Genomic DNA, 18723 nt, shown 5'->3' with positions numbered 1-18723 from the left:
CGACTCTCAGTTTTTTTATTTGTTCTGGAAAAATGACAAAAAAATGAACTTTTAGTCGAGGAAGAGGGAAGTTGTTTTCTATTTTTGAATAACATTATTTCGAGTTTGAATTTTGAAAATACATTTTTCTCTTGACAAAAAATAAGCATTTATCGTGGGTGCTTTCGAGGACATTTTTCCGAGTAAAAGTCAAGCGTATGAAGAAAAAACGATTGTTTTATAGATATAAAAGTAAGAAGTATATTGAAAAAACACATTTTGCTAATGAGAAAAATCTGATTCAAAAAAATGACAAAAGACATATTTCAGACAAAATGATGTCAATAATACGTCAAAAATAACCTGAATTTACTATGCAGGTATATTATACAATTCGATTAACGAATAAAACACTACAGAAATAGTGAAAAGGTAAAAAATAGCATTACAATAGTTTGAAAAACTGAAACTTCATATTTTTCGACAATACATACAAAATGTTTTTGTCTTTTCGTATTTCTTAATAATTGAGTTTGATAAGATTGCTCAATTAACTTTTATTATAAAAACTATGAAGGAAGTGATTTTAGTATGGAAACGCTCGAATTGGCACGAATACAGTTCGCATCAACAACGATTTTCCATTACTTTTTTGTTCCGCTGTCAATTGGTTTAGCTTTTATTATTGCGATCATGCAAACGTTGTATGTGGTAAAAGGGCAAGAGGTATATAAGAAGATGGCAAAGTTTTGGACGCAATTATTCCTTATTAACTTTGCAGTAGGTGTAGTAACAGGTATTTTACAAGAATTTCAGTTTGGTATGAACTGGTCAACGTATTCACGTTTTGTAGGTGATGTATTTGGTCCCTCGCTTGCAATTGAAGGATTACTGGCATTTTTCATTGAGTCTACATTCCTAGGTTTATGGGTATTCGGTGAGGACAAATTACCGAAGCGAATTCACTTAATGTGTATTTGGCTCCTTTCAATTGGAACGATGTTATCAGCATTCTGGATTTTAACTGCAAGTGCATTTATGCAGTCACCTGTCGGGTATGAAATGGCAGCTGATGGTCGTGCGCAAATGAATGATTTCTTAGCCATTATTCAAAACCCACAACTATGGGTACAATTCCCGCATACAATTACAGCGGCAATTGCAACAGGTGCATTCTTTATTGCTGGTGTAAGTGCATGGAAAATTACAAAAGGACAAGAAACTGTAGTATTTAAAAAATCTTTCCGAATTTCTATCATTGTTGGAACAATTACAACGGCGCTTGTATTATTCTTTGGTCATGCACAAGCGCAACAATTAATTAAGACACATCCAATGAAGATGGCGGCAGCTGAAGCGCTATGGAATACAAGTGAGGATCCAGCACCATTTACAGTATTTTCGAAAATTGATACAGAGAAGAAAGAAAATTCGTTTGAAATTCAAATCCCTTATATGCTAAGTCTATTATCGTATGATAAGTTTAGCGGTCAAGTTGAAGGGATGAATCAAATTCAAAAACAATATGAGGAAAAATATGGACCTGGAGATTATATTCCTCCAGTGCATACAATGTTTTGGAGTTTTAGAGCGATGGTAATGAGTGGAACATTCATGCTTCTTCTAGGAGCTTACGGATGGTTCTTATCAAGAAAAGATCGTTTAGCTGAAAAAACGTGGTATTTAAAATTAATGGTGTATGCAATTTCTCTTCCATTCATCGGTAATACAGTAGGGTGGATTATGACTGAAATGGGTCGTCAACCTTGGGTAGTATTTGGTGTAATGAAAACAGAAGATGCTGTATCACCAAATGTAACATTCGGTGAAGTATTATTCTCACTTATTTCATTCACATCAATGTATTTAATTATGGGTGGAATTTGTGTGTACTTATTCGTTCGTACCATTAAGGGCCACACGAATAAGAAAACGAAAAAGGATTATCAAAGCCATGATCCATTTGATAAGGAGGAAGAGTATGTTATCTCTTAATGAGTTGTGGTTTTTAGTTATTGCAATCTTGTTTGTTGGATTCTTCGTACTGGAAGGTTTCGATTTTGGTGTAGGAATGGTTTCGAGGTTTTTAGGAAAGAATGATTTTGAAAAACGAGTTTACTTAAATACAATAGGACCGTTCTGGCACGCGAATGAAGTATGGCTTGTTTGTGCTGGTGGAGCCATGTTTGCGGCATTTCCGCACTGGTATGCAACTTTATTTAGTGGTTTTTATATTCCATTTGTATTTATGCTTCTTGCTTTAATTTTAAGAGGTGTTTCCTTTAAATTTCGTGCGAAAATAGATAATCATAAATGGAAGAGTGCATGGGATTGGGGGATGTTTATTGGAAGTATGTTACCTCCTATCCTTTGGGGAGTTGCGATTGCAAACTTTATGGTAGGTGTACCTATTGATGAGAGTAAAAATGTTGTAGGTGGATTCTTGCAATTACTTCATCCATTTGCGTTACTTGGAGGAGTAATGTTTCTCCTACTATGTATTGTTCACGGATTACAATTTCTTACGATACGTACAACTGGTAAATTGAGAGAACGTGCACGAATTGCTGCAATAAAAATTGCACCATTTTCATTACTTACACTTCTTGTTTTTGCTGGTGTGGGGTTATGGAAAACCGACATTTTCACTGCTCATGGAACAGAATGGATTATGGTACCAATCGGAGCTTTTGTAGCACTATTAGTGTCCACTTTATTAAATAAAAGAAGAAGAGATGGTTGGGCTTTCTTTATGACGAGTTTAACGATCATTTTACTAAGTGCGAGTGTATTTATCGGTATGTTCCCACGTGTTATGATTAGCTCTTTAGGAGCAATGAATGATTTGACAATTTACAACGCAGCATCAGGAGCTTATGCATTAAAACTTATGACTTACTTTGCGATTGCTATTTTGCCTTTCGTTATCGGAAGTCAAATATGGAGTTATTATGTATTTAGACAACCTGTTAAGTCAGACAACGATTTGGAGTACTAATGAAAAGAAAAAGAGGACTTCCGTCTTATCCCGGTAGCCGTATTTTATATGTAGCGTTAACGATTATTAGTATTTTAGAAGCTTTTAGTATTATTGCGCAAACAATCTTTTTAGCACGAGCTATTACGTTTTTATTTCATGGAGAGACAGTACAAACAATATTAAGTGAAGTTGTTTATTTTGGTATCGCGTTTGCAGCGCGTAACATAGTAGTTCGAACATCACAAATATTAGTGGAACGTTTTGCTGAAAAAACAGGGTCGTTACTAAGAAAACAATTGATAGAGGCATATTTCACATTAGGTCCAAGGTATGTTCAAACTGTTGGAACTGGTCATCTGGTTACCTTATCAATTGAGGGGATTGAGAAATTTAAAACATATATTGAATTAACGATTCCTAAAATGATTAGAAGTAGTATCGTTCCAGGTCTAATTGTACTATATGTTTTTACGCTAGATATTGAGTCTGGAATCATTTTAGTTGTAACGATTCCTATCGTGATCATATTTATGATTCTTCTCGGATTAGCAGCGCAAAAAATGGCAGATAGTCAGTATGAGATATATCGTGTACTTTCGAATCATTTTGTAGATACGTTAAAAGGTTTAGAAACATTAAAGTATTTAGGGAAAAGTGAACAGCACGAAGGAAAGATTGAAAAAGTAAGTAAAAGATATAGAAAAGCAACGATGCGTACTTTGCGAGTTGCTTTTCTTTCTTCTTTTGCATTAGATTTCTTTACGAGTTTATCAATTGCGTTTGTGGCAGTTGGATTAGGGATACGTTTAATAGATGGAACGATTATACTATTACCAGCCCTTACAATTTTGATTTTAGCTCCGGAATATTTTCTGCCGATTAAACAAGTGGGAGCAAATTATCATGCGACATTAGATGGACAAATTGCGATGGAGCAAATAGAAGAGATTTTGCAACAACAAAAAGGAATACAAAAGAAAGATTTAAATGAAGATATAGTATGGAATGCCTCTAGTAGCTTGAAATTACAAGATATCAAAGTTAATAATACTGAATCTGAAAAGGCTATATTAGAAGGAATTAATTTTACTTGGGAAGGTAACGGTGCTATTGGTGTTATTGGTGAAAGTGGTGCAGGGAAATCGACGTTAATCGACGTATTAGCAGGTTTTTTATCTCCTTCGAGTGGAAAGATTTTAGTAAATGGTGTAGAAGTTGATGGATCTACTCGTGAAGATTGGCAAAAAAATATTGCTTATATTCCGCAGCAACCTTATATTTTTCCGCTTTCATTAAAGGATAATATTCGTTTTTATGAAACAAATGCAACAGATGAAGAAGTTGAAAGAGTTATTAATGAAGTCGGCCTTCGTTCACTCGTTACATCACTTCCAAATGGGATACACGAAAGAATTGGAGAAGGTGGACGTATGCTAAGTGGCGGACAAGAACAGCGTGTTGCTATGGCGCGTGCGCTTTTAAGTAAAAAACCAATCATTTTATTAGATGAGCCTACGGCACATCTTGATATTGAAACCGAATTTGAAATAAAGCAAGCGATGTTACGTCTATTTAATGGAAAGTTAGTATTTTTAGCAACTCACCGTCTACATTGGATGAAACAAATGGACCATATTCTTATTCTAAATAAAGGGGAAATGAAAGAAAGTGGGACGTATGAAGAACTTTTAGAGAATGAGACATTACATTTTCATAGGGAAGAGAGGGGAGAGAAATGAGTAACTGGGTTAAACCTTATATAAAACAAAATAAAGGTAGAATGACTTTAACTATTTTCCTTGGTCTTCTTGGAGTTAGTTCAGGAGCGATGTTACTTTTTATTTCAGGTTATTTGATCTCAAAATCTGCCCTTAGACCAGAAAATGTAATGGCTGTATATGTTCCTATTGTTGCAACAAGAGCGTTTAGTATAGGGCAAGCTGTATTTCATTATATAGAGCGCCTAGTCGGACATGATGTCGTACTACGTATATTAGAAAAAATGAGAACGAGGCTATATAGAATAGTAGAACCACAGGCGTTATTTTTCCGTTCTCGATTTCAAACGGGTGATATGTTAGGAGTGTTATCCGAAGATATAGAGCATTTGCAAAACCTATATTTACGTACAATATTTCCTAGCATATTAGCGCTAGTTGTTTATAGTATCTTCGTACTTGTTATCGGTGCATTTGATTTTGTTTTTGCACTTATTGTAGGTTGTATGTTAGCTATTATCGTTTTTCTTCTTCCGTTTGTATCATTACTTTTGATGAAGAAACATCATGTTACTTTAAAGCAAGGAAGAAACCGTTTGTATCAACAACTGACAGATGCTGTTTTTGGATTATCTGATTGGCAAGCAAGTGGTCGTAAAGATGAATTTATTAATGAGTATGTAAAACAAAATGATCAGTTGTTAAAAATCGAAAAGAGAGTGAAACGCTGGTATCATATTCGGGACAGTATCATTCAATTAGTAGTAGGTATTGTAGTTATTTCGATGATCATATGGACTGGGAATGAAGCGGCAAGTGAACAAATTGCTCCTACAGTTATCGCAGCTTTCGTATTAATGACTTTATCTGTAACAAACGCGCTTATTCCTATTGCAGATGCCATCGATCGAATACCGTCGTACGTAGAATCTACCCATCGTCTTAATGGCGTAGAAAGTGATAGTGTTTTACATGATGAAACGGATTTGCATGGAGAGAAAGATTATATTGAACCAAAACATGTAGATATTGAACTGAATCACGTATCGTATAGTTATCCAGATAGTAATGAGATTGTATTAAAAGATGTATCATTACAAATAAAAGCAGGGAAGAAAATTGCTATTTTAGGGAGAAGTGGGACAGGGAAATCTACTTTACTAAAATTGTTAACAGGGGCGTTAAGCCCAGTAAATGGACAAGTTGTATTGAATGGTGAACGAGCTCATACGAATCTTTTAGCTAAATATATTTCTGTATTAAATCAAAAGCCGCATTTGTTTGATACGACAATTGGAAATAATGTACGAATTGGCAAACCGGAGGCGACGGATGAAGAGATATGGAAAGCTTTAGAGAAAGCACAATTAGCTTCACATGTTACTTCTCTTCCAGACGGATTACAAACAAAAATGCATGAAATGGGAAAGCGGTTTTCTGGTGGGGAAAGACAAAGGGTTGCTTTTGCTAGAACTCTTATGCAAGAAACACCAATTATTGTACTTGATGAACCGACTATCGGTTTAGATCCAAAAACAGAATTGTCTTTAATCGAAACAATGTTTTCTGCAACGGAAGAAAAGACGGTTATTTGGATTACGCACCATCTTGTAGGAATAGAACATGTAGACGAAGTTATATTCCTTGATCGTGGCCAAATTGTCATGCAAGGTAGTCATAAACAACTTCTGAAAGAAAATGAAAAGTATCGTAAACTTTATGAGTTAGATAAAGGAATATGATTTGAATAAGCAATAATTGTAAAAATAGCTACGCCTAATGGTGGAGCTATTTTTTTGTTAGATTGCAGGTGTATATGATTGTTACGAATTAAAAATGAATTTCATATTATACATATAGTGGAGGGGATGTACATGAAGGAGCAATATAAAATCATTGTTTTAAGTGATGAGTTATCAGGGGAGAGGATTCGAAATACGTTAGACAAAAATAAATGTAAAACAATAGTTCATGTTGTAGACGTTTCAGATGTTGTTCGTATAGAAAGTTCTTTTCAATATATAGTCATTTGGAGAGGGGACGCAGAAAAACTTACAAATGACTTGATAAATAGGGGCGTGCAAAGTTCAAAAATTATTAATTTAACAAAATACATGTATGAATGGAAGGATAAATTAATTTCTATCTATCAAATAAATCCGGATCTTATGTCTTTATACATTTCTATGAAAAAAGCAAAGGGTGATCCGACGTATGAATTGTTTGCTACCGGTTTGTCTTATCCACATTGTGGCATAAGTACGGAGCTTCTCTCAAAAAAGTCAATAAAATTAACACTTCCATCGCAAGATCTATACTATGATTATTTAATAGCGTCACAACTTTTATCAAACAATCATTCATTTCAATATTGTTTAATAGGAATAGCCTATTTCTCGTTTTACTTTGATATGTCGTTATCATCTGAATCATATAGAATTCACAAAGTATATTATCCATTGTTTCAAGATGGTCATCATACTGTAGTTCATTCTCCTCTACCCACTGATGGATTCTCACATCTAAATACTCCGAAACCACTTCTTTCTATTTTTAATTTGCATTTTGAATATATTTTATTAGACGAACTAAAAGATGAATCATTGACGCTGCCTTGGATAAATGCTGAATGGAATACTACTTCTCTTCATATTCCTTTTGAAGAACACGGGAAAATAAGAGCAGCTTCACATGCTAAATTGGCGTATCCTCATACTTTAGATGAAAATAAAATGATTTTTAAGAAATATTTAGAATTACTGTTAAAAAACGATATAAAGCCATTAATTGTTGTGTTCCCTGTTACTTCACATTATTTCAATTGTAGTAGTAAGAAATTAAAAGAAGATTTTTATAAAGTTATAAATGATTTTCAAACTCAATATTCTTTTCAAATTATAGATCTATTTGATTCGCCATTATTTTGTGACGCTGATTTTTATGATAGTGATCATATGAATAAAAAAGGTGCAAATAAAATGTCCGCATTATTAAATATGTTTATTCAGGAACGAAAAGTATGATATTTTGTTTCATGTTTGCATAAAAGTATATAGGCTCCATACAGTTAAAGTAATGTGATTTTTGTGTCGCGTATATAAATAATATGCGAAGAGGTGAGAGAGTTAAAATGAGAACTCGTATTGAAAGAACTGAAGAAATGGTAGAGCAACTTCCGTTGGTAAGTGTATTAATTCCTACGTATAATCGTCCTAGTTACTTTGAAAAGGCGTTATGTAGTGTGTTAGAACAAACGTACCCTAATATAGAAATTATAGTTGGAGATGACAGCACGAATGATGAAACAGAAAAATTGTTACAAAAATACTTATGTGATCATTCAAATATTATTTATATAAAAAATAGGTCAACTCTCGGACAATTTGAAAATGCGTTAATGTTATTTAATGAAGCGAACGGTGAGTATATAAATTTTTTAATGGATGATGATGTATTTCATGTGAATAAAATTGAAAAAATGATGAAGTATTTTTTCAATGATTTAGATAATGAAATTAAGCTTGTAACATCTCATCGTCAAGTCATTGATGATAAAGGGAAAGAACTGCGACATATTTATTCGACTGTCCGTTTATTTGAAGAGGATACCATTATAGAGGGAACAGAATTAGGAAATAAGGTAATTGTGGATCAAAAAAATTATATTGGAGAACCGACAACAGTTTTATTTCGTAAAAATGATTTACAAGAACCATATGGGATTTTTGATAAGAGGCGGTATTTATGTAACGTAGATATAGCTTCATGGTTATCTTTATTAAGTAAAGGAAAAGCAGTATATATAGCAGAGACACTGAGTTACTTTCGATTACATCCAGATCAACAGTTAAATGAATCTAATAAAATGATGGATGGGTTAGAAGATTTTTCACACAGTATTATAGCAGGAGAACAATATGGTTTCTTATCCACCGAAAAAGAGTTAGACAAAGCGATAACTAATTTTCTAGATTATGCAAGAAGGATAGTTCCATCATCAATATTATATACATTAGACTATTACCAAAAAATTAGAGCGAAGAAAATAAACATAGAAAAGAAAAAACAACATATAAATAATAATTCTTCATTACCGAAAGTAAGTATACTTATTCCTGCATACAATAGACCTTATTACTTGGAATTAGCACTCAACAGCGCTTTGAATCAAACATATGAAAATATTGAAATTATTATTTCTGACGATAGTACAAATAATGAAGTCAATGCTATGATTCAACCGTACTTACGTGAATATGAGTGTATTACATATGTTAAAAATGAAACGCCGTTAGTTGCCGAAAACTTTAATAAGTGTGTAGAACTTGCGAATGGGGACTATATAAACTTTTTATTAGATGATGATTTATTTCATCATGAAAAGATCGAGAGAATGATGAAATACTTTTTGACGTTAGAAAATATTTCATTTGTGACGTCATATCGTGAACTGATTGATGAGAATGGAGAGATATTACCACCTTCAACATTAAATATGAAAATCGCGAAAGAAACTACACTTTTTGAAGGAAAAGAATTAGGAAATTATATGTTAAAAAACTTAAAAAATGTAGTTGGTGAGCCGACAACTGTTTTGTTTAATCGGGATTTGTTTGACGGGAAGTTTGGATATTTTAAAGGAAAGGCTTATTCTGCTATTAATGACATTGCAACTTGGCTAGATATGATGAGGAAAGGAAAAGTAGTTTATATGCAAGAACCTCTTAGTTATTTTAGACAACATAGTGGACAAAATCAAAAACAAATGCATTTTATTTTAATGACAATTGAAGAGTGGATTGAATTAATTATAGATGCATATAATAGTGGATTTTTAAGCTCCGAAAGTGAGTATAAAGAGAGTTTATCTTATTGTTTAGAAAATGCGGGATTTATAGTTAAGGATGCAGTAAAAAATGGCGAACTAGATCAAATTTATAATGAAAAGATAAAAAAAGGGTTAAACAAGTTAGTTGCTCATATGTTTGAGAAAGAATCTTGTTATTGTCAATATTGCAATCAACAATTTGAAAAATTTTCACCTTGGCCAGCGCATTATGATTTTCCGAAATATAAATTTGAGATGTGGAATAAAGATACAGGGATATGTCCAGTTTGCAATTCGATGGATCGTGAAAGATTGTATCGTGCGTACATTGAAACGGAAACGGACTTGTTAAATAGAAACTATACAATGCTTCATATTGCACCTGAAGCGAAGTTAAGAGATTGGTTTAACGAGTATAAAAATATTACGTATGTATGTGGTGACTTAGAACCAAAGGATCCATTAATGAAGGAAATTGATGTTACAAGGATTACATATGATAGTAATACTTTTGATGTAATATTATGTAGCCATGTGTTAGAACACGTTCCTGATGATGACAAAGCAATGCGAGAGTTATATAGAGTGTTAAAGCCAAATGGATGGGGAATTATTCAAGTACCGATCGTAATGAATGTAGATTTTATTATAGAGAATGAATTAATTGTAACACCACAATTGAGGAAATTAGCTTTTGGTCAAGAAGATCATGTGAGAATTTACAATCAATCGGGATTTATTCAACGATTAATGAATGCAGGATTTAAGGTAGAATTATATAACATAGCGGAAAAACAAGGAATGAAAAGTGCTAGGAAGTTTGGATTATCTGAAACAGATATGCTCTATATTGTCCGAAAATCATAGGAAGGAATAGATAGATATGGAGAATATTCCTTTTTTACGTGCTTCAACTGTACCTGTAAGTGAGTATTTGGACGAATTGAAGGAAATTGATACATCTCACATATATACGAATTATGGACCTATAAATCAACGTTTTGAGGAAACAATTATGTCGTCATTTTTTCAAAACAGGGGAGCTGTTACAACAGTAGCAAACGCAACGTTAGGGTTAATGGCGGCTATTCAACTAAAGAAAAGAAGAAAGGGAAAGTATGCTCTCATGCCTAGCTTTACATTCCCTGCGACTGCCTTAGCCGCTATTTGGTGTGGATTGGAACCGTACTTTATTGATATTTCAATAGATGATTGGTATATGGATAAAACCGTACTTTTGGATAAAATAGAAGAATTAAAAGAAGAGGTTGCGATTGTTATCCCGTACGCCACTTTTGGATCATGGATGAACTTAGAAGAATATGAAGAACTAGAGAAGAAGGGGATTCCGGTTGTCGTAGATGCGGCGCCGGGATTTGGATTAATGAATGGAGGGATGCATTACGGTCAAGATTTTAGTGGAATGATTGTATATAGCTTTCATGCAACAAAGCCGTTCGGAATTGGTGAAGGAGGGCTCATATATAGTAAAAACGAAGAAGATATACAACGTATTAAAAGAATGGGGAATTTCGGATTTGATAAAAATCGTGAATGTACGATGATGGGGTTTAATTGTAAAATGTCTGAATACGCAGCAGCTATTGGGATAGCGACTATAAAAAAGTGGGATCAAAAATTAAAAGAACGCAGCCGTATTTCTGAATGGTATAAACAGTTGTTACAAAATACTGGGTTAATGAAAAAAGGGTGGAAAGTCCAAAAGACAGAAGCGGTTATTCACCAATTTATGCCTATCATTTGTCCAGAAGAAGTTCGCAATATACAAGTAATAGAAGAACTGAAAAAACAGAAAATAGAAGCTAGATTATACTTTTCACCATCTTGCCACCAACAAGTTCTTTTTAAAAACTATAAGTCTACAGATTTAACAAAGACGAATAAAATAGCAAAACGAATCGTAAGTTTACCTTTATGGGAAGGAATGACGAAAGAACTAGTAGAGCAAATTGTAATCTGTTTAGAGCAGAAGGTGGTGTCGGTAGATGAATAGTTTTTATAGTCAAGAAGAACTAAAGCAAATTGGATTTTTATCTGTTGGGAAAAATGTATTGGTTAGTAAAAAAGCAAGTATATATAATCCGAGTGCTATATCAGTTGGCAATCATGTAAGAATTGATGATTTTTGCATTTTAAGTGGTAAAATCACAATTGGAAGTTATTCGCACATATCAGCGTATACAGCGTTATATGGAGGGGAAGTTGGGATTGAAATGCATGATTTTGCAAACATCTCAGCTAAAACAATCATATATGCAGTACTTGATGATTTCAGTGGAAATACATTAATGGGTCCAACCGTCCCGAATCAATATAGGAATGTGAAAGCAGAAAAAGTTATTTTAAAAAAACATGTGATTATTGGTGCTAATTCTATTATTTTTCCAAATGTAACGGTAGGAGAAGGTACGGCAGTCGGTGCGATGAGTATGGTAAAAGAGAGTTTAGATGATCGGTATATTTACGCTGGAGTTCCCGTAAGAAAAGTAAAACCTCGTCAAAAAAAGATGCTAGAGTTAGAAATTGATTTTTTAAAAAACATTCATTCTTAACAAAAAAGAATGAATGTTTTTTATTTTTATCTCGCTATTTGCCGGGCAGTAAGACCCTACCTCAAAATTCAGCGGAAGTAAAGAAGTTAGGTGGGGATCGGGCTGATAGCCAGTGGGGGATGAACAAAATCCTCACTGATTAAACTTTCACTTTATCCCGCTATTTGCCGATAAAGATTCGACTGGTGAGGGCTAATTAAAGTTTCACTTTATGATAGAGCAGAGAGTATCTTAACTTATTGTGTTTTAAATTTTGCTGACCAAGGCAATACTGAGCCATAGTGAATGTAAAGTTGGAGGGCGAGCGTATATGTTTGATGAGGATGGGATTGTTTTAATTATGGAACCAGCTGATGAAAGAAACTTGAGGAGATTTATTTTTTCAGTGCCAAAGTCAGTGTATGAAAAGAAGGGGCTTACATTACACTATGGAACAGCTATAGGACAAGGATATATGGATATAATTGAAGATATTATAAGCGTACATATAGAAATAGATGTTGTAACGATAATAGGGCATGTAAGAGGATAAATAGCTATTTGAAAAAGGTTATAAACAATTTAGCTAGAAGTTATGTATAGAGAAAATTACAGACAATGATAAAGACGAAGGGGGTCTAAAATGAAAATAAAATCAATTTTATTAGTATTTATAGTTTCAATTGGTTTAATGGGATGTTCAATAGTGGAAGAAGGAAAGAACTCCATAGATTATGCTCAAAAGGCGACAGACTATGTAAATGAAATAAGTGCATTTGCAAATGATGCGCCAGCATTAGCAGAAAAGGCCGTTAATGATAGCGAGGCTCGAAAAGAATTAGAAACGAAGCTTAGTGAAATTAAACAAGATATACCCGCATTCAATGAATTAACGCCACCTGATGTAGCAAAGGATCTTCATCAACAAATCGTCGGATATAATGAAAAGTTAAATACGTTAATTGATACGGCGATGACAAAGATAGAAGAAGGGAAAGTGGATGTAGAGCAATTTAAAAACTCTGAGCTTATGCAGACGGTAGATCAAGTTCGAGATTTGAAAGATAAAGTGCAAAATTTAGGTCAATAGTAAAAAGCTCCGTTTGTGATAAACGGAGCTTTTTACTATTGGATACAATAAACGATTACACCAACGATAATAATCATGTTGCCGATGAGTTTACGTTTCGTTATTTTTTCTCCTAGGAAATACCAACCAAAAATTAATATGATGATATAACTTAAGGATTCTAATGCTGATGCTTGTTTTAATGCCATGCCCTTCATGGCGATAACATTTAATCCGGCGTTAATTACAAATAAAGAGTAGCCGATAATAACATAAGGATTCACATATTCTTTTATTCTAGAATCGTATTGTTGCAAAGTAGCTTTTTTTAATAATATTTGTGAGTAATTAGCTAAAATTATCCCGAAAATAAATAATAACATATAACTATTCATCTTTTGTCACCACCACAATTCCGACGATAATAATAGCTGCACCAAGTAAATGATTCCACTGAATCGTATCTCCAAATAGAAATACTGACCAAAGCATTGACCACAGTATAATAATCCCGCGATGTGAATATGCTTTTGAAATTTCGAAATGTTTAATTACTTGTTGCCATAAAATTGCATATCCGAATAAAAGTATAACTAATCCGAAATAAGCAACAAAAAATGAGATGGAAGCAATGGGGAATTTAGCTGCCCATTTCATGTAAACCATAATGATAGAATATATCAAAAAAGCTACATGTAAAAATACGTAATTTTTAATAGTTGGTTTCATTTATTCACTCTCTTTTGCATATAAATATATATTTATACCTAATTTTTCTAGTGTTAGATATTGGAACGTATTTTGTTTAATCTTTCACATTTCAAATTATATAGTATCATGGCTTTTATTGTAAAACAATAGAAGCTATGCATTCATTTTTTCCAAGGTTCTACAATATGTATCGTTTTATTTGTTGCATCCAACTCTACTTGAACACCGATAGGCATGGTAATCATTGGATGTGTATGACAACAATCGAAGTCAGCTAGAAAAGGAATTCTTTGATTTTGAAGTACTTCTAGTAGTATTTCAAAAGGTTTTCGATTTGTACCACAATCATCAAATTGCTCATGTTTTCCAAGAATGATACCTGAAATTTTATCGAATACACCGTTAATTTTAAGTAATGAAAAGCTTCTTTCAATAGTAGCTGCATCTTTTGAACTGTCCTCAATGAAGAGAATGTCGCCTTCTTGAATATGTGGCATATAGGGGCTACCCCAAATTCCTTGTATCGTGTTTAAATTCCCGCCAATAATACGCCCAGTAGCTTTTCCATCAATTACTGAAATCCAATCGTTTGGTCGAAGTTCTTTCTCCTTTGTCTTTTCTTCCCAATTAATAAATTCATCTGACCAAAATAATGGTTGTTTTATATGATAAGGAAGAGAATGATCATGTAGTAAAGTTTCAGCGAAATATTTGTATGTGCAATCAACAAAAGGTTCAAATTCGCCAAAGGAAGGGACGAGAGCTGGTCCATAAAATGTAGGGATTCCTGTTTTGGTGTAAATTGCTAGTAATAAAGCAGTTGCATCTGAATACCCAATCATTATTTTAGGGTTCTTTAGAAAAGCATCATAATCAATATAAGGTAATATTGAATTTGAATTCATCCCACCAATTGTTGACATAATACAAGAAATATTAGGATTTCTTATTAAGACATTTAGCTCCTCAGCACGCTCTTGTATACTACCAGAACGATAAAAATCATATCGACCTGTTAATGAACCTTCTAATATATGAAACCCTTTCTGTTGTAAGTAAGATTTTGCTCGTTCAAATCTCTTTGGTGAAGTGTAGGTTACTGGTGAAGAAGGGGAGTAAATCCCAATTGTGTCTCCGTATTTTAATGATTTTGGAAGTAGCATTTGTATGAATCCCTTCTATTAAATAGTTTATCTCGCTATTTGACGGGTAGCCCGATTGGGGGACTGATTAAAGTTTCGCTTTATTTACGAGATTTTATTATTGAATATTCTTACGTTTCAACATTGTAAGTTTAACATAAATAAATTAAAATAATCATTGCTGTATATGAATAAATATACCTTTTACCTTGACTATATAAAGGAATTGTTGATAAGGTTAAATGTGAGTGTATAAAAGGTTTGCTAAAGGAGTTTTGAAATGAATCGGTTAAAATGGGGAAGGATGACAGTCCTATTAGTCATTATTTTAGGGATATGTTGGTTCTTATTCCAAGGAAATCAAAAGAGCGTAGCGAATGTAGAGGGACAACCTTTGCAAGTGGCAGAACTACCTAAAGCAGGATTTACTGAAAAAGTAGTCCCGCCAAAGTACATCCCACCAGAAATTAACGCAAAAGCAGCTATGATTATCGATGCGAGTGATGGAGATATTATTTATCAATATAATGAAAATGAAGCTTTTGCACCGGCTAGTATGTCTAAGATGATGACAGCGTATCTTCTACTAGAGAGTATACATAACGGGAAAGTTCGCTGGGAAGATCCAGTGAAAATGAGTGCGAAGGCGGCACAAACAGAGGGAGCGAGAATCCCAGTACAAGTTAATGACACATTAACTGTTAAAGATTTATATCATGCATTAATGATTGAGTCAGCTAATAATTCAGCTGTGGCTTTAGCAGAACATATGGCAAAATCGGAGAAAGATTTCGTTCAGCTTATGGATGCAAAAGCGAAACAGTTAAAAATGTCGGAACATGCTAAATTTGCAAATGCTTCTGGATTACAAGAGCCAGATGGAAGTGAAACAAAAATGACGGCTGGTGATGTAGCACAATTGGCGTATCATCTTATAAAAGATTATCCGGAAATATTAGAAGTGACTCACTTACGCCAAAGTCAGCTAGCATTTAATAATATTAATGTTATAAGCACAAACGACATGTTAAACAAAAATAATAAAAGTTTATATATAGAAGGAATGGACGGACTAAAGACTGGATTTACAGATAGTGCAGGATACTGTTTTACTGGGACTGCAAAGCAAGGTGATAATCGAATTATTACAGTGGTCATGGGGACATCAAGTAAAACAAAACGTTTTACAGAGACAAATAAGTTAATGTCGTATGCATTTGGATTAGTTAATTAAGTAAGTAAAATACGAATCTAGATCGCTACATAAGTAAGACTGTTTGTTGTTACTAATTTTAGATAACAACAAACAGTCTTTTTATTTTCATTTTAAAAAGGAAAAAGGGTCTAAATATAAGTGTTATTATTTGAGTTTGTTTGTTGCTGTGATATTATAAAGTTATAAGCTTATTAATAATAAGTTTGAGGGGGCGTAATATGATATATACATATGAAATAGCCTCAATTGAAAATTGGAGGGAATTATGATGGCAAAAGATTTTTACTCAGCAATTGAAGACAGAAGATCTATTTATGCAATTAGTAAAGAGCAAGTAGTTTCTGATGAGAAAATTCAAGAAGTGATTTATCATGCTGTAAAACATACACCTTCAGCTTTTAATTCTCAAAGTGCTCGCGTTGTTGTTTTATTAGGAGAACAACATGATAAATTATGGGATATTACGAAAGAAACGTTACGAAAAATTGTACCTGAAAATAACTTTGCACCTACTGAAGAAAAAATGAATGCATTTAAAAGTGGTTATGGAACGGTTTTATATTTTGAAGACAGTGAAGTAGTGGAAAGCCTTCAAGCTAACTTTGCATTATATAAAGATAATTTCCCAACTTGGTCTCAGCAATCATCAGGAATGTTACAATTTGCAATTTGGACAGCTTTAGAAATTGAAGGGTTTGGTGCTACGTTACAGCATTACAATCCGCTAATTGATGAAGAAGTGAGAAAAGAGTGGGATGTTCCAGCAAATTGGAAACTTATTGCGCAAATGCCATTTGGTAAACCGGTAGTACATGCTGGTGAAAAAGAATTCCAACCGCTAGAGGACCGTGTGAAAATTTATAAATAATTTAAAAAGGTGAACAGGAATATAACCTGTTCACCTTTTTTTATACGTAATAAGGGTTTTTTTGTCCTGCATTTTTCATCTGATTTTTTAATTCGTTTTTACGTGTTTCAATAGCTGATACTTTTTGTAATGTTATCATTGAAACGAATTGAATAAAAGCATAGTATAGCTCTATGTTTTTTTGTATTGGATCATCTATTATATTTCTCACAAATATGCCTCCTCTTTTTATTCCAATAAAACTCCGCATTAATGGGCAGCCCGAGTGGTGAGGGTTAATAATTAGCGGAGGATGTATAAAACCCTTCCTGATTAAAGTTTCATTTTATAAGGGAATGAAACTTTAATCAATTCGCTAAAATTATTGTTTATTAAGATATGTATATAATACTATAAATATCCTATAAATTCCATTATGGGAAAAAGAGAACAGTTGATATAGTGTGTGTTTTCTTTAAAGGAGAAATGGCTTTTGTGAAATAAATCTTACAATTCGTCAAATTATTTCAAAATTGTAGATAGTATAGAAATTTAGTTTTCTAAAAATATTATACTATTGATAAATAGAGTGATTTTTGTCATGATGAAAGTATACGTCATGTAAGGAGCTTTATAAGGAAATACATACTTGAGTTTGTATTAGGTTAATAGAGTTTTTTATAATAGATAGAAAAGGGATATTTTATATTAAAATATTAAATAGAATGTCGAATTTTTATGCGATATATAAGAAATTTGAAAAAACCATTGCAAAAACACTATGTTTAATGATAAAGTTCACATGAAGTTCACACGGATTTCACTTTGTTCATTTAAAATGAACTACGTGTGAAAAATAAAACTCTTGCTAAAAAATGGAACTGGATGAATATTTTACTTTGATAATATTGTAAAGTATTAAAGTTTTAAGTTTTTTTTAAGAGGATAGTAGGGAAAGGAAGTAAAGACAACTTATGAAAAAAGTAATTGCAGGTTTAGCAGCAGCTTCTGTAGCTGGCGTTGCAGTTCCAGGAATGGATTCTGCTCATGCACAAGTTTCAAATGAAGCGCTAAAAGAAATTAATGGACAAACTCAAACTCAAACGACTGTAACTGAAACAAAAACTGTAGAAACAACTTCTGAATTAAAATACACAGTAACTGCTGATGTATTAAATGTTCGTTCAGGTGCTGGTACAGGACATAACGTTATTTCTAAAGTAAAATCAGGCCAAGTGCTACAAGTAGTTGGACAAGAAAATGGTTGGTTCAAAGTAAACGTAAATGGTCAAACAGGTTATGTAAGTGGTGACTTCGTAACGACTGGTGGCAAAACAGGAACGACTGTTCAACAAGGAACAGGTACTTACACAGTAAACGTTTCTTCACTTAACGTACGTACAGGCCCAAGTACATCTCATACAGTATTAGGTTCTGTAAACAAAGGTAAAACAGTACAAGTTGTAGGTGAAGTACAAGATTGGTTTAAAATCAACTTCAATGGTGGAACTGGATACGTAAGCAAAGACTTCGTAACAAAAGGTGGTTCTGCTGTATCTAACGAAACAAAACAACCAACTACAAACAACAATACTACAACAGTTCAAACTGGTGGTTCTTATGTTGTTAACACTGGTGCTTTAAAAGTACGTACAGGCCCAGCTACATACAACGCTGTAAT

The 18723-nt window shown here is 33.2% G+C and carries 17 protein-coding genes; 13 read left to right on the top strand and 4 right to left on the bottom strand.

All coding sequences use genetic code 11. The features are described from left to right. The first annotated feature begins 570 nt into the window (after window positions 1-570). The 10 genes from cydA (at window position 571) to MR107_RS14225 (ending at window position 13147) form a co-directional block, all read left to right on the top strand. Window positions 571-1974, top strand: coding sequence for a cytochrome ubiquinol oxidase subunit I (cydA, locus tag MR107_RS14270; RefSeq protein ID WP_000448870.1), 1404 nt, complete (start codon window positions 571-573; stop codon window positions 1972-1974). Further along, window positions 1961-2977, top strand: coding sequence for a cytochrome d ubiquinol oxidase subunit II (cydB, locus tag MR107_RS14265; RefSeq protein WP_000950085.1), 1017 nt, complete (start codon window positions 1961-1963; stop codon window positions 2975-2977). The genes cydA and cydB overlap by 14 nt, the downstream gene beginning before the upstream one ends. Then, window positions 2977-4698 (top strand): thiol reductant ABC exporter subunit CydD, encoded by a 1722-nt coding sequence (gene cydD / locus MR107_RS14260; protein ID WP_000824035.1) that lies wholly within the window; start codon window positions 2977-2979, stop codon window positions 4696-4698. Before cydB ends, cydD begins: the two co-directional genes overlap by 1 nt. After that, on the top strand, window positions 4695-6419 hold the full coding sequence (cydC, locus tag MR107_RS14255; RefSeq protein ID WP_000073643.1) for a thiol reductant ABC exporter subunit CydC: 1725 nt from the start codon (window positions 4695-4697) through the stop codon (window positions 6417-6419). Before cydD ends, cydC begins: the two co-directional genes overlap by 4 nt. A gap of 132 nt (window positions 6420-6551) precedes the next feature. Continuing rightward, window positions 6552-7700 carry a hypothetical protein gene (locus MR107_RS14250; RefSeq protein ID WP_242292464.1) on the top strand — a complete coding sequence of 383 codons (1149 nt, stop codon included), beginning with the start codon at window positions 6552-6554 and terminating at the stop codon, window positions 7698-7700. 107 nt (window positions 7701-7807) lie between these two features. Further along, entirely contained in the window at window positions 7808-10372 is a 2565-nt protein-coding gene (locus MR107_RS14245; RefSeq protein ID WP_098214177.1) for a glycosyltransferase, read from the top strand. A gap of 16 nt (window positions 10373-10388) precedes the next feature. Beyond that, window positions 10389-11519 (top strand): DegT/DnrJ/EryC1/StrS aminotransferase family protein, encoded by a 1131-nt coding sequence (locus MR107_RS14240; RefSeq protein WP_000427964.1) that lies wholly within the window; start codon window positions 10389-10391, stop codon window positions 11517-11519. Then, window positions 11512-12078: an acyltransferase gene (locus tag MR107_RS14235; protein ID WP_242292463.1), complete on the top strand. Its 567-nt coding sequence runs from the start codon at window positions 11512-11514 to the stop codon at window positions 12076-12078. Before MR107_RS14240 ends, MR107_RS14235 begins: the two co-directional genes overlap by 8 nt. 310 nt (window positions 12079-12388) lie before the next feature. Then, window positions 12389-12610, top strand: a complete 222-nt coding sequence (locus MR107_RS14230; protein WP_000459099.1) for a hypothetical protein — start codon at window positions 12389-12391, stop codon at window positions 12608-12610. Between the two features lie 90 nt (window positions 12611-12700). Then, window positions 12701-13147: a DUF6376 family protein gene (locus MR107_RS14225; protein ID WP_000695203.1), complete on the top strand. Its 447-nt coding sequence runs from the start codon at window positions 12701-12703 to the stop codon at window positions 13145-13147. A gap of 35 nt (window positions 13148-13182) precedes the next feature. On the opposite strand, the gene MR107_RS14220 is transcribed toward MR107_RS14225, so the two are convergent. From MR107_RS14220 to MR107_RS14210, 3 genes are all read right to left on the bottom strand, one after another. Beyond that, complete coding sequence (locus MR107_RS14220) at window positions 13183-13521, bottom strand: EamA family transporter (RefSeq protein WP_001089868.1); 339 nt, start codon at window positions 13519-13521, stop codon at window positions 13183-13185. After that, window positions 13514-13855, bottom strand: a complete 342-nt coding sequence (locus MR107_RS14215; RefSeq protein ID WP_000805125.1) for an EamA family transporter — start codon at window positions 13853-13855, stop codon at window positions 13514-13516. The genes MR107_RS14220 and MR107_RS14215 overlap by 8 nt, the downstream gene beginning before the upstream one ends. Window positions 13856-13998: 143 nt before the next feature. Continuing rightward, on the bottom strand, window positions 13999-15000 hold the full coding sequence (locus MR107_RS14210) for a S66 family peptidase (protein WP_070179217.1): 1002 nt from the start codon (window positions 14998-15000) through the stop codon (window positions 13999-14001). A gap of 259 nt (window positions 15001-15259) precedes the next feature. On the opposite strand from MR107_RS14210, the gene MR107_RS14205 reads away from it, so the two are divergent. Beyond that, entirely contained in the window at window positions 15260-16213 is a 954-nt protein-coding gene (locus tag MR107_RS14205; RefSeq protein ID WP_001080881.1) for a D-alanyl-D-alanine carboxypeptidase family protein, read from the top strand. 247 nt (window positions 16214-16460) lie between these two features. After that, window positions 16461-17063, top strand: coding sequence for a nitroreductase family protein (locus MR107_RS14200; protein ID WP_002164567.1), 603 nt, complete (start codon window positions 16461-16463; stop codon window positions 17061-17063). A 40-nt stretch (window positions 17064-17103) separates the two neighbouring features. Here MR107_RS14200 and MR107_RS14195 read toward each other — a convergent pair whose 3' ends face one another. Continuing rightward, window positions 17104-17274 carry a hypothetical protein gene (locus MR107_RS14195; RefSeq protein WP_001244279.1) on the bottom strand — a complete coding sequence of 57 codons (171 nt, stop codon included), beginning with the start codon at window positions 17272-17274 and terminating at the stop codon, window positions 17104-17106. 742 nt (window positions 17275-18016) lie between these two features. On the opposite strand from MR107_RS14195, the gene MR107_RS14190 reads away from it, so the two are divergent. Then, a partial coding sequence (locus MR107_RS14190; RefSeq protein WP_242292462.1) for an SH3 domain-containing protein occupies window positions 18017-18723 on the top strand: 707 nt, incomplete at its 3' end.

Origin of the sequence: Bacillus cereus group sp. BfR-BA-01441, assembly GCF_022663075.1 — a bacterium.
GTDB lineage: Bacteria > Bacillota > Bacilli > Bacillales > Bacillaceae_G > Bacillus_A > Bacillus_A cereus.
Note: the sequence above shows the minus strand (reverse complement) of the source record. Positions and strands in the feature narration are given on the sequence as shown.

Coding starts and splice junctions, on each gene's coding strand:
- cydA (WP_000448870.1), top strand. CDS start 571: ATGGAAACGCTCGAATTGGCACGAATACAGTTCGCATCAACAACGATT.
- cydB (WP_000950085.1), top strand. CDS start 1,961: ATGTTATCTCTTAATGAGTTGTGGTTTTTAGTTATTGCAATCTTGTTT.
- cydD (WP_000824035.1), top strand. CDS start 2,977: ATGAAAAGAAAAAGAGGACTTCCGTCTTATCCCGGTAGCCGTATTTTA.
- cydC (WP_000073643.1), top strand. CDS start 4,695: ATGAGTAACTGGGTTAAACCTTATATAAAACAAAATAAAGGTAGAATG.
- MR107_RS14250 (WP_242292464.1), top strand. CDS start 6,552: ATGAAGGAGCAATATAAAATCATTGTTTTAAGTGATGAGTTATCAGGG.
- MR107_RS14245 (WP_098214177.1), top strand. CDS start 7,808: ATGAGAACTCGTATTGAAAGAACTGAAGAAATGGTAGAGCAACTTCCG.
- MR107_RS14240 (WP_000427964.1), top strand. CDS start 10,389: ATGGAGAATATTCCTTTTTTACGTGCTTCAACTGTACCTGTAAGTGAG.
- MR107_RS14235 (WP_242292463.1), top strand. CDS start 11,512: ATGAATAGTTTTTATAGTCAAGAAGAACTAAAGCAAATTGGATTTTTA.
- MR107_RS14230 (WP_000459099.1), top strand. CDS start 12,389: ATGTTTGATGAGGATGGGATTGTTTTAATTATGGAACCAGCTGATGAA.
- MR107_RS14225 (WP_000695203.1), top strand. CDS start 12,701: ATGAAAATAAAATCAATTTTATTAGTATTTATAGTTTCAATTGGTTTA.
- MR107_RS14220 (WP_001089868.1), bottom strand. CDS start 13,521: ATGAATAGTTATATGTTATTATTTATTTTCGGGATAATTTTAGCTAAT.
- MR107_RS14215 (WP_000805125.1), bottom strand. CDS start 13,855: ATGAAACCAACTATTAAAAATTACGTATTTTTACATGTAGCTTTTTTG.
- MR107_RS14210 (WP_070179217.1), bottom strand. CDS start 15,000: ATGCTACTTCCAAAATCATTAAAATACGGAGACACAATTGGGATTTAC.
- MR107_RS14205 (WP_001080881.1), top strand. CDS start 15,260: ATGAATCGGTTAAAATGGGGAAGGATGACAGTCCTATTAGTCATTATT.
- MR107_RS14200 (WP_002164567.1), top strand. CDS start 16,461: ATGATGGCAAAAGATTTTTACTCAGCAATTGAAGACAGAAGATCTATT.